This window comes from Pseudoglutamicibacter albus (genome assembly GCF_031458175.1).
Lineage (GTDB): Bacteria > Actinomycetota > Actinomycetes > Actinomycetales > Micrococcaceae > Pseudoglutamicibacter > Pseudoglutamicibacter albus.
Genome location: NZ_JAVDXX010000001.1, coordinates 1,180,618 through 1,195,984, shown reverse-complemented (window position 1 = coordinate 1,195,984; position 15,367 = coordinate 1,180,618). Strand labels below are relative to the sequence as shown.

Below are 15,367 nucleotides of genomic sequence, written 5' to 3'. Positions count from 1 at the left end.
GTTCCGTCTACTTCAACGGAAAGAGCGAAACTATGTGCTCCGCCGTGTTCACTCTACCGGCGTGCTCGGCTGCAAACGTGCAACGGCGCGGAGAAGAGCATCACAAAACCCTCAGGAGCCGCAGTAAAGCGGCCCAGACGGTGATGCTTTCTCTAAAGCAGTCACGATAGAGCGCTAACGCAGTCACGATACAGGACCAAGGTATAACGGCGCTGTGAAAACAGTGAGCCTCAACCGGAGGTGTTAGACCACTGGCGTTAAAGCGGTGGTGTCAAAGCGGTGGGCCCGCCACATCCTGTCAAGGTAAGTGGCGGGCCCACCAAGCCGGTGACATGTGCAGTGCCTCCGGTGCTGCTCTAGCTGAACGCGCGGTCCAGAAGGTCCGAGTTCTCCTGGGCGTGCACCTTGGAAGAACCAGTCGATGGTGCTGCCGCAGCTGGGCGGGACACCACGGTGACCTCGCGATCCAGGCCTGGTACCAGGTTGATAGCCATGAACGGCCATGGGCCCTGGTTCTCTGGCTCGTCCTGAACCCAGCGGACATCCGCGTTCGGGTACTTCGCGAGCTCAGCTGCGATCTGCTCTTGCGGCAGCGGGTAGAGCTGCTCAACGCGGACGATCGCGGTGGTCTCGTCCTTGTCCTTCTTACGGCGTGCCAACAGGTCATAGTAGAGACGACCAGAGACCAACATGACGCGCTTGACCTTCGAGGCTTCGACATCGTTGTCTGGGATCACTGGCTGGAACGTCTGTTCGGTGAACGCCTCGACCGGCTGAGCTGCAGCCTTCAAACGCAACAGCTGCTTAGGCGTGAACACGACCATCGGCTTGCGTGGGCGCAGGTATGCCTGGCGACGCAGAGCGTGGAAGTAGTTTGCACCCGTGGTCGGGTTGATCACGCGCATATTGTCTTCAGCGCACAGCTGCAAGAAACGCTCGATGCGTGCCGAGGAGTGGTCTGGGCCCTGGCCTTCGTAGCCGTGAGGTAGCAGCATCACGACGGAGGAGCGCTGGCCCCACTTCTGTTCACCTGAGGAGACGAACTCGTCGATGATGGTTTGGGCGCCGTTGACGAAGTCGCCGAACTGCGCTTCCCACAAGACGAGTGCGTCAGTGCGTTCAACCGAGTATCCGTATTCGAAGCCGAGAACCGCGTACTCCGAAAGCGAGGAGTCATGGATCATGAACTTCGCGGCGTTCTCGCTGACCTGGTGCAGAGGTGTCCACTCGTCATCGTTGGTGCGGTCATGGAAGACTGCGTGACGCTGAACGAAGGTGCCGCGGCGGGAATCCTGACCGGTAAGGCGCACAGGGATGCCTTCGGCGGTCAGCGACGCGAATGCGGTGAGTTCTGCGAAGCCCCAGTCGATGCCGCCATTGACAGACATGTCCGCGCGGCGCTCGAGCAAGGTCTTGAGCTTCGGGTGAACGTGGAAAGCCTCTGGAATCTCCGTGTGAGCATCCCCGACAGCCTTGATGAACTCCTTGGTGATCGCCGTGTTATCAGCACGTGGATCGGAGACGTCAGCGTCTTCAGCCTGAGCCTTCGGCATACCGAGGGTACCATTTGCGTCGATCGCTGGCATAGGGGTTGTCTGAGCCTTGTGAGTCTCAGAGAACGCGGCCTCAAGAAGGGACTGGTATTCCTTGAGCGCGCCGTCTGCTTCTTCCTGGGTCAGGTCGCCACGGCCCACGAGAGCTTCGGTGTAGAGCTTGCGGGTCGAACGCTTACCGTCGATCAGGTTGTACATCAGTGGCTGGGTCATCGATGGGTCATCGCCCTCGTTGTGGCCACGACGGCGGTAGCAGACCAGGTCGATCACGACGTCGCGGTTGAACTTCTCACGGTATTCGAACGCTAGGCGACCAGCGTGCACAACCGCCTCTGGGTCATCGCCATTGACGTGGATGACAGGGGCCTGGATAGCCTTCGCGAAGTCGGTCGGGTAGATCGAGCTGCGGGACGAGCTTGGTGGGGTAGTGAAACCAACCTGGTTGTTGACAGCAACGTGGATGGTGCCGCCGGTGCGGTAGCCACGCAGCTGCGAGAGGTTGAGGGTCTCAGAGACTACGCCCTGACCGATCATCGCCGCATCGCCGTGGACGAGGATCGGCAGGACCGTGAAGCCTTCTGGGCCGCGGTCGATGATGTCCTGCTTAGCGCGGACGATGCCTTCCAGGACCGGGTCGACTGCCTCAAGGTGGGACGGGTTTGCGGCCAAGTAGATCTTGGTTGTGTTACCGGATTCGGAGGTGAAGGAACCCTCGGTGCCGAGGTGGTACTTCACGTCACCCGACCCCTGGACGGTCGAGGCGTCAACGGTGCCTTCGAACTCGCGGAAGACCTGACCGTAGGTCTTGCCCGCGATGTTGGTGAGTACGTTGAGGCGGCCACGGTGAGCCATGCCGATCGCGGCTTCGTCGAGGCCGGCGTCTGCGGCGTCGGAGATGATCGCATCAAGCAGTGGGATCAGCGATTCGCCACCCTCAAGCGAGAAACGCTTCTGACCGATGTACTTGGTCTGCAGGAAGGTTTCGAACGCTTCAGCCTGGTTGAGTTTGCCGAGGATACGAATCTGCTCTTCGCGGGTCGGCTTCTCGTAGGGGCGCTCAAGCTTGGACTGGAACCATTCGCGCTCTTCCGGGTTCTGGATGTGCATGTACTCGATGCCGGTGGTGCGGCAGTACGCGTCACGCAGAATACCGAGGATGTCGCGTAGCGGGAGGCGGTTGTGTCCACCGAGGCCTCCGGTGACCCATTCGCGGTCCAGGTCCCACAGAGTCAGGCCGTAGGTCTGGACATCGAGGTCGGGGTGGAAGCGCATCTGGTAGGTCAGCGGGTTGGTGTCCGCGATGAGGTGACCAGAGGAGCGGTAAGACTCGATGAGCTGCTGGATGCGAGCCACCTTGTTGATTTGGAAGTCAATATCAACCTGGTGGTCAACCGCCCAGCGAACCGGTACGTATGGGATGCGCAGAGCTTCGAAGATCTCATCCCAGAACTCGTCAGCGAGCAGCTGGTTTTCAATCTCGCGCAGGAACTCGCCGGATGCTGCACCCTGGATGACGCGGTGGTCATAGGTCGAGGTCAGCGTGATGATCTTGCCCACGGCATTGCGTGCTTTGACCTTTTCGCTGGTGCCGCGGTATTCGGCCGGGTAGTCGAGAGCGCCCACACCGATGATGGTGGCCTGGCCCTTGGACAGGCGCGGGACGGAGTGGACCGTCCCGAGCCCGCCTGGATTGGTCAGTGAGACGGTGGTGCCGGCGTAGTCCTCGGCAGTAAGCTTGCCTTCGCGGCCGCGCTTGACGATGTCTTCGTAGGTTTCCCAGAAGGTCGAGAACGTCATGTTCTCAGCGCTCTTGATGTTCGGTACCACAAGCAGGCGGGAGCCGTCAGGGCGTGGCAGGTCGATTGCGATGCCGAAGTTCACCTGTGCGTTGTGGACTGCGACTGGCTTGCCGTCTTCTTCGTCATAGCTGACGTTCATCGCTGGGTTGAGCTTGAGTGCCCGGCAGATCGCGTAACCGATCAGGTGGGTGAAGGACACCTTACCGCCGCGTGCACGGCGCAGATGGTTGTTGATCACGATGCGGTTGTCGATCAGCAGCTTGGCTGGGACAGCGCGGACCGTGGTTGCGGTTGGGACGCTGAGGGACTCGTCCATGTTCTTGGCGATCGCACGTGCTGGGCCGCGCAGACGCTCAACCTTGGTTGCGCTTGGCTCGCTCGGAGATTCTTCCTTAGCCGGCTGAGCTGGCAACTGGCTCTTCTGACGCGACGGGCGCACTGCTGGGGAGGCCTGCGCCGGGGTTGCGGCTGGGGCATCCTTCTTGGAGGCGGAGCTAGCCTTCTTTGACGTGGAAGCCGGCTTCGTCGGTTCCTTCTTGGCTGGCTTGTTAGCGGCTGGTGCCGCTTGCTTGGTAGAAGTCGCTGCGGTGTTCTTTTCGTTCTTCTCGGGTTTCACCTGTTCGAAGAGGGAACGCCACTTTTCATCGACCGACGACGGGTCAGAGAGAAACTTTTGGTAGAGCTCGTCAACGAGCCACTCGTTTCCCCCGAATTCCTCTTTGAGCTGGTCGATAGACACGTCAGACACTAGGGATACGCCTCTTTCCGATGTTTCGGCTCGGAGTGTTTGATGGTGCTTCTGAGACTGTTTAGCAGTGTTCTCTGGGAACACGTGTTGTGAGCGCACAGTTCAGGAGCGTGATTATTCGACTCAACATCATACCGAACACCGCGCGCTAGCGCAGTTGATCTTCGCCACTGGTTGCAGCGGATGTTTCGCGGCTAGATTTTCAGGTAATTCCGAGGGTCTTTCCCCGGTTTGGGGTGGGGTGCTTCCTGTATAGTGGAGCCACTATGACGCATAAGAATTACCTGGGTGTGCGAGCCTCCGCGGCCGGCACTGCTCAACGATCGGAGCCTTCTAGTCCGGGCTCCGGATGTTTCTTCTATAACGCTAATGTTTTACCCAGCGCCCGATCATTCTATTGCGCTGAGTGCGGAGCCGGCATCTGATGTCGTGGCTCATGCTTCTTCTGGGTCTTCTCTTGGTCTTGGGGACCGCGTTTTTTGTTGCTGTTGAATTCTCGCTTGTCGCACTAGATTCCACCTCTGTTAAAAAGGCCATCGACGAAGGCGATACGAAAGCCCGCCCGCTCTATAAAGCGTTGAAGTCGCTTTCCACTCAATTGTCTGCGGTTCAGCTGGGTATTACGATTACGACGTTGCTGACCGGTTATGTCATTGAACCTGCGTTTAGTGCGTTGTTGGGTCCTGTCTTAGTCGGGTGGGGAGTTCCTCAGGCTGCCGCGGGCGCTATATCGCTGGTGGTCGCGATGGTGGTTGCGACTCTGTTGTCGATGATTCTGGGTGAGCTGATCCCTAAGAACATGGCGATCGCTGATCCGTATCGGATTGGTCGCGCGCTGGCTCGCCCGCAACTGATTTTCACAGCGGTTTTCAAGCCTGTGGTGATGGGGCTGAACGGTTTTTCGAACTGGATTCTGGGCTTGTTCGGGATCGAAGCAAAAGAGGAGCTCTCTGGCGCCCGTACGCCTGCTGAGCTTCAGAGTTTGCTTGCGCGTTCTGCTCAGCAAGGGACTATGGATGCCAAGACCGCTAAGTTCTTGGCGCGCACCTTGTCCTTTTCGGAACGTACGGCAGCCGATGTCATGACGCCTCGCATCAAGGTCGAGATGATCGAGGACGAGGTCCCATTGCCCGCCTTGATCGATCTTGCACGCCGCACTGGTTTCTCCCGTTTCTTGGTGATCGGTGAGGATGCTGACGATGTACTGGGCGCGGTGCACGTGAAGAAGGCTGTTTCGGTTCCGCGTGAGCGCCGCGATGAGCTGGTTGCCGGAACGATCATGCAGGATGTGATCCGGGTTCCGGAGACGGTGCAACTGGATGACCTGATCGGTGAGCTGCGTGAGGCCCCGCTGCAGATCGCTGTTGTGGTCGATGAGTATGGCGGCACCGCCGGCATGGTCACGTTGGAGGACTTGGTTGAGGAGATTGTCGGTGAGGTCGCCGATGAGCATGACCGCACGTCTCCTGGTGTTCTGCAGACTGCCGATGGCCGCTGGTTCTTACCTGGCTTGTTGCGCCCGGATGAGGCAACGGATCAGATTCCGCGGCTGAAGGTTCCAGAAGGTAACGCGTATGAGACGGTGGGCGGCTTTGTGATGTCGACGCTGGGGCGTCTGCCGGTTGTGGGCGACACGCTGGGCGTTACAGGTGGCGTGCTTCGGGTGACGCGCATGGAGAAACGGCGGGTGGATCGGCTCGAGTTCTCTCCCGCGCCGGAGCCTTGCGAGACGGATGAGCAGGCCGATGCTGAGGAGGTGCAGGCGTAATGGACTGGTGGGGTCTTGTATGGCTTGTGGTTCTCTTAGCGGCTAACGCGTTCTTTGTCGCGAGTGAGTTCGCTGTGATGTCGGCTCGCCGCGCCCAGATCGAACCGAAAGCTCAGGCCGGAAATAAGCGTGCGAAGACGGCTCTGCAGGCGATGGAACACGTCACGATCGTGCTTTCGGTGTGCCAGCTTGGCATCACGGTGTGTTCGCTTCTGATCCTCATTGTTGCCGAGCCTGCGGTGCATCACCTCTTTGAGATTCCGTTGCATGCGATCGGTGTGCCGGATGCGGCGATCTCCATCATCGCGCTGGCTATCACGTTGATTGTGGTGACGTTCTTGCACGTGACGCTCGGTGAGATGGTTCCTAAGAACTTCTCGGTTTCGATGGCTGATAAGGCTGTTGTGATTCTGGCGCCGCCGCTGATGTTGATCGATAAAGCGTTGCGCCCCATCGTCCTCGCCTTGAACGGGATCGCCAATCACTCGGTCCGGGCTCTGGGCCTTGAACCCAAGGATGAGGTTGCCTCCTCCTTTACGGTGGATGAGGTCCAGCGGATCGTTGAAGAATCCACGCGTACTGGCCTGGTGGATGACGAGGCCGGGTTGCTCTCTTCGGCTTTCGAGTTCTCCGATCAGGTGGTGCGTGACCTTGCGGTGCCTATCGACGAGGTTGTGACTCTCGATGTGGACATCACTCCGGAGGAGTTTGAGCGTGCCGTTGGCCGTACGGGCTTTTCCCGTTTCGTGATGGTCGACGAGGACGGCGACTTGATGGGGTATCTGCACCTGAAGGACGTTATGGGGGTCCCGCTGGAGGATTCGCACCGGCCGATGCCGATCACTCGCGTTCGATCGTTGGTCAACCTGGGCGCCGATGTGGATGTTGAGAAAGCGTTAGCCGTGATGCAACGAACAGGTTCTCACGTGGCGCGCGTCCTGGACGAAGCAGGGGAGGCGACCGGGATTCTTTTCTTCGAGGACGTCTTGGAGACTCTTGTTGGTGAGATTCGAGATGCGACCCAGCAACAGGGCCAGCGCCGCCGGAATGTGCCTACAGAATCGGAGGAGTCGGCCGACGCCTCCTGAACCCGTTGTTTCCGGTGTGGGTAAGGCATTTCACTTTCCTCAGTTTGCTTATGCCCTGGCGGCGTGCGTTATTGTTACTGAGAATAGTTTGCAATAGCGATGTGGGGCCTTGTGGTGTCCATCGCGCTCACACGGAAGGTTTCACGCATGGCGTTCGCAACCCCAACGCGCACTCGAGGCGCTAAAGTCAAAGGCCTGATCGGCTTGGCTACCGCTATCGGTTTCGGCTTGGCTGTCTCCGGTTGCTCAGCAACTGGCGACGAGACGGCTACGGAGGAAAACTCCACTGATCAGCTGAACATCGTGGCAAGCACCAACGTCTACGGCGATATCGCATCGAGCATCGCGGGTAATCACGGTGAGGTCACCAGCATCATCAGCAATGCGGCGCAAGACCCTCACTCGTATGAAGCCACCGCGAAAGACAAGCTCCTGATCAAGAAGGCCGACGTCGTGGTTATTAACGGCGGCGGCTACGACTACTTCGCTGAACAGATCATTGAAGAACTGGGCGATAAGGCCCCAACCTTGATCAAATCATTCGATGGCGAAGGCCACAGCCATGACCACGGTGACCATGACCACGGCGAGAAGGGCCATGATAAGAAGGGCCATGACCACGATCATGGCGAGAAGGGCCATGACCACGATCATGATCACGGCGAAGAAGGCCACGACCATGACCATGGAGAGCACGACCACGGTCATGAGGGCCACAGCCACGATCACGGCGGGGAGAACGAACACGTGTGGTACGACTTGGATCACATGGAGGAGTTCGTAGGGGACCTTGGTAAGGAGCTTGCCAAGGCTGATTCGGATAACGCCAAGACCTATGAGGCCAACGCCGGCAAGCTGGCTGAGGAGATCGCTGGCCTGACTGACTCGGATGAGTTCAAGGCCGCTAAGAAGGCCCTTGACGGTAAGTCCTTTATGATGACGGAGCCAGTTCCGGAGGCGCTGTTGAAGGAGCTCGGCATGAAGGATGCGACTCCAGAAGGGCTTTCGGCCGCGGTGGAAGCAGGCCAGGAGATCCCTGCCCTGGTGATTAAGCGTGCTGAAGATTCACTTAAGCAGGGTAAAGTTCAGCTGTTCGCTTTCAACTCGCAGACTGCTGACCCGCAGACCAAGAAGCTGTACGAAACGGCTAAGAAGGCGGGCGTGCCAACGGTTGATGTCACTGAGACGATTCCGGAAGGTAAAACGTTCGTTGAATGGATGCAGGACAACATCGCTGCCATCGCGAAGGCTGTGGACGCGAAGTAGTCTTCACCTGAACTAGTCCTGAACTGGATTAGTCATGACTTAGGAAATCTGGAGTACACCTCACTTATGTCCGAGAACACCAAAGCTCCCGCAGTTGAGCTGATCGATGCTCACCTGCGCTTTGGGGACCGCGTCATTTTCGATCGGCTCAATCTCACGATCGAGGCGGGGGAGTTCGTCGCAGTCTTGGGGCCTAATGGCGCCGGGAAGACCACACTGTTGAAGGTTCTGCTGGGAATGCAGAACCTCACGAGTGGTCAAGCGCGCATTGCCGGGCATGGAGTGAGCGCGAACGCCCACGATGTTTCTGTGATCCCTCAGCAGCGTCCCATCCCCGAGGGGACTCCTCTTCGGGGATGGGACATGGTTGCCCAGGGGTTGGATGGGCAGAGGTGGGGGCCGCGGCTGTTCGATCCCCGTCGGCGTAAGTTGAAGAAACGCGTGGATGACCTGATTGAACGGGTCGATGCGTCCTCATACGCGATGCGGCCTGTATGGCAGTTATCGGGTGGCGAGCAGCAGAGGCTACGTGCCGCGCAAGCGTTGGCGAGTAATCCGGCGTTGCTGTTGTGCGATGAGCCTCTGTTGTCCTTGGATGTGGTCCGTCAGCAGGAAGTGACCCAGCTGATTGCGGAGCAGGCCCGCCAAGAGGATTCGGCGATCATTTTCGTAACACACGAGATTAACCCGATCTTGCCTTATGTTGATCGGGTTCTTTACCTGGTTGAAGGCCAGCACCGCATCGGTGCCCCGGAGGACGTCATCAACACGCACACGCTCTCTGAGCTTTTCGGCCGCAGGATCGATGTTGTTCGTCTGGGTGGGCGCGTCGCGATCCTAGGCAGCGAGGATCACGCCCATCACGATCACGGCCACAGCCATGGTCACTACGGTGAGGAGTTGCGCCGTGGGGCCTGAGTTATGGGAGCGGATCTTTTCATTCGAGGATTACGGCGAGCTTCTCGCGCTCGTGTGGCCAAGCATTATCGCGGGCGCACTGCTCGCGGTGATGGGCGGTGTCGTCGGCGTCATGGTCATGACCCGCGATATGGGTTTCGCGGTCCACGGGATCGCGGAGCTGAGTTTCGCTGGAGCCTCGATCGCGTTGTTGCTCGGCTACGACGTGGTGACAGGTTCGATGGTCGGCTCGATCATGGCGGCCCTCATCATGGGCTTGCTGGGTTCTGGTGCGCGTGAACGTAACGCGATCACGGGTGTGATGATGCCGTTCGGCTTGGGTCTTGGCATCCTCGCGTTGGCCCTGTATCAGGGACGCAGCGCAAATAAGTTCGGTTTGCTGACTGGCCAGATTGTGGCGGTGGATGATTCGCGTCTGCCGTCGATCGCGATCGGAACCTTCGTTGTCTTGGCTTTGCTAGCGCTGATGTGGCGGCCATTGATGTTCGCTTCGACTGACCCGTGGGTTGCTCGCGCCCGCGGTGTTCCGGTAGCGGGTTTGTCCACAGCGTTCATGATCGTGTTGGGTGTAGCGGTCGCGTTGTCGATCCATGTCGTGGGTGCGCTGTTGGTTTTGGCGTTGCTGATCACCCCGGCTGCGGCGGCGATGCGGCTGACGGCTAGCCCCGGGAAAGTCGTGGTGCTCTCCGTTATATTCGCTGAAATTTCGCTCGTAGGAGGGATATTGCTTTCCCTGGCAGGATCGCTTCCGGTGAGCCCCTACATCACAACGATTTCGTTTGTGATCTGGCTGATCGCCAGGGCCGTGGGGTCACGCACGATGGCGTGGAAACAGTAACGCTGAACGCGGGCGGAACACTGGAGGCAACAACACCGGCGTTGTTTACCGGTTGCGGGAGCACGTCGTTTATCGGTTGCGGGAGCACTCAGGGCAGTAGCCGTTGAGCTCGAGGTTGTGGTCTACGCCGGTGAAACCGTAGGCGGCGGCGAGCTCGTCGGCCCATTCTTCGAACTCGGGGGCGTCAACTTCTTCCGCGGCGCCGCATTGGCGGCATACGAGGTGGTGATGGTGGCCTTCGTCGTGGCAGCGGCGAAAAGCCATCTCGCCGCTTTCAGTACGGACCTGGTCAACAACCCCGTCTTCATGCATTTGGGTGAGCGACCTGTAGATGGTTGCCAGCGAAACCGTATCGCCATGGCTGAGCATGCACTGGTGAATCTCTTGTGCGGTACGGAAGTCTTCGTGACGGCGGAGCTCTTCCTCAAGAAGCGCGCGTTGACGAGTGTTACGACGCACAGTTGTTGCCGGTTTCTTCGACATGCGTTCTCCTAAACTCACAACCTGGTCAGGGTTACAGCTGCATAGGTTACAGCCTCGATGCTCTTTCAGCATGACAGTCATCTACAGGTGCCACCAGTTTAGTGCGCCCGTGTAGTGCACGTGCTTGCACTGGGAGTTCTGCAACACTCCTAGGTGTAGTTCCCCGTGAGGTTGTGAACGCGTTGGGCGGGGGTTTGGCCTCCGATTCCGGTGTGGGGTCGGTGGTGATTATAGTGATGTAGCCAGGCTTCGTAGGTCGCTGCTCGGGCTTCGTCACTGTAATAGGTCTTAGCGTAGGCCCATTCTTGGGTCAGAGTACGGTTGAAGCGTTCGACTTTGCCGTTGGTCTGAGGCCGGTAGGGCTTGGTGAACTGGTGTTTAATCTTTGTCCCGAGCGTGTTGTTGAACAGGCGTGAGCGGTAGCAGGCGCCGTTATCGGTCATCACTGCCTGTACGGTGATCCCAGCTTGAGCGAAAAACTCCTGAGCGCGTTGCCAGAACCCGGCCGCGGTCTGTTTCTTCTCATCGGTAAGGATCTCTGAATACGCGAGTCTCGAATAGTCATCGATGGCGTGATGTAAGAAGGCATAGCCCCTGCCGTGTTTTCCATACCCACCGTTCTTGCGCGCCTCGGGTCCAAGCATACGGTGGCCACCACCATCGGGGATCCGCCCAAGTTTCTTGATATCAACATGCACCAGCTCACCTGGGGCTTGTTTCTCATACCGCGCGATGTGCGGTGTCCTGATGGGCAGTCCTGTTCCTCGATCGATATGGGCCAGTAACGGCATCTGGTACCGGGCCAAGACTCTACCAACCGTGGACCGTGGGATACCCAAGTGGTAACTGATCCGGTGTGGGCCCCACTGGCGGGTGAACCGCAGCGCAATAATCCGGCGTTCTCGGCGAACAGACAACCGGTTAGGACAGCGACGTGGCCTGCAGGACCGATCCGTCAGTGGGGCGCCGACGAGGTAGCGTTTGGCCCATTTCGATGCGGTAGCCGGTGAGACTTGGAAACGTTCGGCGGCTCGACGAATCGTCCAGCCTTCCTCGACGATAAGCACGGCAAGACGCCGGCGACCCTCAGCAGTCAAGGGTGCATTAGGGTGAGACATGAAGACCTCCGGGTCAGGCAGGAGTTGTGGTAACCCCATACTGCCCGGAGGTCTTCACCTACCGCGAACGTTCACAACCTCCCGAGGAACTACACCTAGGCTTCAAACAGGGCTTGTCCCACATATCCTTCCGGGCCAACGCCGGGTGGTATCAAATACACTCCGGAGCCGGTGGTTTTAAGGTATTCGACGAACATCTCATCGCGTGACATGTTTCTATGTACCTGAGCGAATCGAGCGGGGTCGTTGACGAACGCAATGAAGAACAGGCCTGCGTTGAGGCGTCCTTGATCGTCGTTGCCATCCACAAAGTTGTAGCCGCGGCGCAACATGCGAATGCCGTTGTTGTTGTCTGGGTGCACACGAGCCACATGCGAGGTCTCCTCGACTAACGGATTCCCTTGGCTATCGAGCTTGTGGAAGTCCACGGCAGTGAACTCGTCGCCGCCAGAGAGGGGAGCGCCGTCATGCTTGAAACGGCCGGTGACCCGTTCCTGTTCGGCTAGTTGGAGTGTGTCCCATATTTCGATCGTCATATAGATACGCCTGGCGACCAGGTAGCTGCCACCGCGTGCCCATTCGGGCCCGGAGGTAATCCACACATGCTCGTTGAGGGCATCGGTGTCTTCGGCTTTGATATTGGCCGTACCGTCTTTCTGCCCGAAAAGGTTGCGCGGCGTTTCCTGGCTACGCGTGGTTGAGGAGGTGCGCCCGAACCCTAGCTGTGACCATTTGATGCGGGTTTTGCCTACCCCTATCCGGGTGAGGTTGCGGATCGCATGCACCGCCACTTGGGGGTCGTCCGCACAAGCCTGGATGCACAGGTCGCCTCCGCAGCGGTGAGGATCCAGAAAGTCATTGGTCATCACGGGCATGTCGATGAACTCTTTGGGCATGTGCTTACGCAATCCGAAGCGGTCTTTCCCGTCTGCGGTAACGAACAGTGAGCGGCCAAACCCGAAAGTCAGCGTCAGGCCGGCCGGGTCGAGATCGTATGCTTCACCGGTGTCATCTGGCGGGAAGTTCGGCCCGCCCCCAAAAGCGCCTCGCGCTGTTGTCTCACCACCCAAGACGAGGCGACGTGCCGCTTGGGTCCAGTCTTTTAAGACCGCGATAACGTCCTCGCGTGTGGCTCCGTCCACCATGTCGAAAGTGGCGAAGTGCATGCGGTCTTGTGCTTCGGTGGTGATTCCGGCTTGGTGCTCGCCTTCGAAAGGATATGTACTCGCTATCTCGGTGGGTTCTGTCTGGGAACGAGTTTTTCCCCAGGTGAACCCTGAAGCGCCTCCCAGGGCCAGTCCGGCGGCCCCGGCGCCGATCGCGCCGAGCAGACTGCGACGTCCAACGTTTCGGCTCGGTTCTGACTGTTCGGTTTCCGCCGATTTCTTATCCGGTTCGGTCATCACTTGATCTCCAAGACGGTTCCGGTGAGCTTGGATAGGGGTTCACGGAGTTTGTCGATCTGGTGGGTCAGCTCGGCTTGCTGTTCCGCTGTGACGGTGTCGTAGCTGACGAAGCCTTTGTCCAAGCTTCCGTATTTACCCAGTAGACGGTTGAGTTCGGTATATTCCTCCTCAATTTCTTTTATAAGCTTTTCGCCTTCGGCACCCTTGCGTTCAGCGATGGGTTTCACGAGGTCAAACGCAATCTTGGAGCCTTCGACGTTCGCTGCGAAGTCGTAGAGGTCGGTATGCGACCACCAGTCTTCTTCACCGGTGACCTTGCTGACGGCTACTTCTTCCAACAGATCTGAGGCCCCGTTAGAAACAGTTGCGATGTTGATCTGCTGATCTTTGATGAAAGTATCGGCCTCGACGGTCTTGCGAAGTTTCTTTACATCGGCTTTCAAAGAATCCGCAATCCGCTTGCGGTCCTTAGCGGTGGATGGTTTCCACTCGGCAAACGCATCAGAGCCGTCTGCGTTCTTCTCACCCTTCTTAGGTGGGAAGAGGTCTTTCTCCATGCGGTGGAAGCCGAGCCATTCAGTGAATGTCGGGTCATCCTTCTTGAGGATGTCGGCTTCGGCAAGGTAGTCGATTTCGCGGTAGTCGATGCGCGGATCGAGCACGCCCAAGGCTTCCGCGATAGGTTCGATGCGTTCGTAGTGCGTGCGGGTTGGCGCGTACAGCTTGCGCGCCTTGTCGTCTTCACCGGCTGCGTAGGCTTCAGCGAACTCGGTCACTTTAGGCTCAAGCTCGGTGACTTCCTTCTTCACGAACGCGACGTAGTCTTTAACGGCTTTGTCAAAGAGTTCCTTGTCCTCACCGGAGACCTCCACAGGTTTACCGGTGACTGTGAACTGAGCTTCACCAATATTGGCTCCACGTAGCCCAGGCTTACACGCCGTGAAATATGTTCCTGGTTGGAGTGAAACGGAGAGTGTGGCTTCGGCGCCGGGAGCGATGTTTTCCTTTTCCGCCACGATGCGCAATTTGTCTTCGCCTAAGAGGTAGAACTCAGTGACGATATCGCCTTCGTTCTTGATCGTGAATTGGCGAGAACCTGACTCCGCAGTATCGCTGGATACCGAGCATTCCGTATTCGTTGCCTTGACGTTGAGCGCACCATCAGATGCGTTAGGCTCACACGCCGTCAGCGCGGCCATCGTCAGGGCTATAACAGGCACGGAAGAAACGCGGATGATCTTTTTCATAGGTTGTCCTCACTCGTTGAGACTGATTGGGGATGTGGAACTGGTTTGGACTCGTTGGCCTCAGTGCGCCTCGGGTTCTTGGCTTCGCGTGCACGCCGAATAAACCTCGGGATCACAAGGACCATGTAGATAAACCATGCGAGTACTTCGAGCCACGACATTTGCGGAACGAATCCGACTGTTCCTTTGAGGAATGTGGCGAGCACACCGGAGGGGTCAAGCACATCGGAGATGTCGAAGGCCCACCCGAAAGGGAAAGCCGCACCCCAGAACGGGTAGGTGAAGAATCCGGTCAGGACTTCGCCGGTACGCGGGTGCGTAGGTGTGATGGGTGCACCGGAAAACGGTCCAGGCAGCACCGCGGCTTCCTGCAGGTCATGGATGCCGTATGCCAGCACACCGCCAGCCACCACGATGAGGGCGGCGCCTGACCACGTAAAGAAGGTGCTTAGATTGAAGCGGACGAGCCCTTTGAAGAGCGCCCAGCCCAGCGCAACCGCGACAATCACACCTGTCAACGCGCCCATGATCGCCAGTGGTTCGTTGACCCACCCCCACAAAATAATGGTGGTTTCGATCCCTTCGCGGCCCACGGAGATGAACGCGACAAAGAAGACGGCATATCCCACACTTTTGCGGCGGGCACGCAGCTTGTCGATGTCGCCTTCGAGCATCGAGTTCATTTTCTTGCCCGCGTTGAGCATCCAAAAGATCATGCCGGTGATCATGACAACGGCCAGGATCGACATCGAGCCGCCGATGATCTCCTGCGTGCGGAAGGTCAAACGCGAACGGCCAAAGGTACTCACTGCACCAATTGCTGCGGTGAGCACGAGGGCTATGATCACTCCGCTCCACATGGGGCGCAGGCTGTCACGGCGACCCAGTTTGCCGAGGTAGGCAACTAAAACGCCGATGATGAGCGAGGCTTCCAGGCCTTCGCGCAATCCAATCAACAGTGAAGCTAAGAACATTGAAATCCGAACTCGAGAACGGGGCACGGGGTCAAAACCCGCAGCCTCATCTAATTAGCGGATGATTCTATTCGCTAATTAGATGAGGCTAACCTATATCAGGCTGTTGGGTGAAAAAAGTCGGTTACGTTACACAGCCCAAGGGCTACCAAGCTCAGAGC

At 58.3% G+C, this 15,367-nt stretch carries 11 protein-coding genes; 5 read left to right on the top strand and 6 right to left on the bottom strand.

Annotation, left to right across the window (positions count from 1 at the left end; all coding sequences use genetic code 11):
* Positions 1-356: 356 nt before the first annotated feature.
* A complete protein-coding gene (locus tag J2S67_RS05220; RefSeq protein WP_310246950.1) occupies positions 357-4,100 on the bottom strand; it encodes a multifunctional oxoglutarate decarboxylase/oxoglutarate dehydrogenase thiamine pyrophosphate-binding subunit/dihydrolipoyllysine-residue succinyltransferase subunit in 3,744 nt (1,247 codons plus the stop codon).
* Between the two features lie 424 nt (positions 4,101-4,524).
* Between J2S67_RS05220 and J2S67_RS05215 the strand changes: the two genes are divergently transcribed.
* From J2S67_RS05215 to J2S67_RS05195, 5 genes are all read left to right on the top strand, one after another.
* The gene (locus tag J2S67_RS05215; protein WP_035754564.1) at positions 4,525-5,868 is read left to right on the top strand and encodes a hemolysin family protein; all 1,344 of its coding nucleotides are present in this window, start codon (positions 4,525-4,527) and stop codon (positions 5,866-5,868) included.
* A complete protein-coding gene (locus J2S67_RS05210; protein WP_310246946.1) occupies positions 5,868-6,956 on the top strand; it encodes a hemolysin family protein in 1,089 nt (362 codons plus the stop codon). The genes J2S67_RS05215 and J2S67_RS05210 overlap by 1 nt, the downstream gene beginning before the upstream one ends.
* Positions 6,957-7,103: 147 nt before the next feature.
* Entirely contained in the window at positions 7,104-8,222 is a 1,119-nt protein-coding gene (locus J2S67_RS05205) for a metal ABC transporter solute-binding protein, Zn/Mn family (RefSeq protein ID WP_310246944.1), read from the top strand.
* 66 nt (positions 8,223-8,288) lie between these two features.
* Positions 8,289-9,140, top strand: coding sequence for a metal ABC transporter ATP-binding protein (locus J2S67_RS05200; RefSeq protein ID WP_310246942.1), 852 nt, complete (start codon positions 8,289-8,291; stop codon positions 9,138-9,140).
* Positions 9,103-9,978, top strand: coding sequence for a metal ABC transporter permease (locus tag J2S67_RS05195; RefSeq protein ID WP_070490438.1), 876 nt, complete (start codon positions 9,103-9,105; stop codon positions 9,976-9,978). The genes J2S67_RS05200 and J2S67_RS05195 overlap by 38 nt, the downstream gene beginning before the upstream one ends.
* Positions 9,979-10,047: 69 nt before the next feature.
* On the opposite strand, the gene J2S67_RS05190 is transcribed toward J2S67_RS05195, so the two are convergent.
* From J2S67_RS05190 to efeU, 5 genes are all read right to left on the bottom strand, one after another.
* Complete coding sequence (locus tag J2S67_RS05190; protein ID WP_070490436.1) at positions 10,048-10,461, bottom strand: Fur family transcriptional regulator; 414 nt, start codon at positions 10,459-10,461, stop codon at positions 10,048-10,050.
* 149 nt (positions 10,462-10,610) lie between these two features.
* Positions 10,611-11,579, bottom strand: a complete 969-nt coding sequence (locus J2S67_RS05185) for an IS481 family transposase (protein WP_310245531.1) — start codon at positions 11,577-11,579, stop codon at positions 10,611-10,613.
* A 95-nt stretch (positions 11,580-11,674) separates the two neighbouring features.
* Entirely contained in the window at positions 11,675-12,982 is a 1,308-nt protein-coding gene (gene efeB / locus J2S67_RS05180) for an iron uptake transporter deferrochelatase/peroxidase subunit (protein WP_310246935.1), read from the bottom strand.
* The gene (gene efeO / locus J2S67_RS05175) at positions 12,982-14,232 is read right to left on the bottom strand and encodes an iron uptake system protein EfeO (protein ID WP_310246932.1); all 1,251 of its coding nucleotides are present in this window, start codon (positions 14,230-14,232) and stop codon (positions 12,982-12,984) included. Before efeO ends, efeB begins: the two co-directional genes overlap by 1 nt.
* Positions 14,229-15,206, bottom strand: coding sequence for an iron uptake transporter permease EfeU (gene efeU / locus J2S67_RS05170; RefSeq protein WP_035754572.1), 978 nt, complete (start codon positions 15,204-15,206; stop codon positions 14,229-14,231). Before efeU ends, efeO begins: the two co-directional genes overlap by 4 nt.
* Between the last annotated feature and the right edge of the window lie 161 nt (positions 15,207-15,367).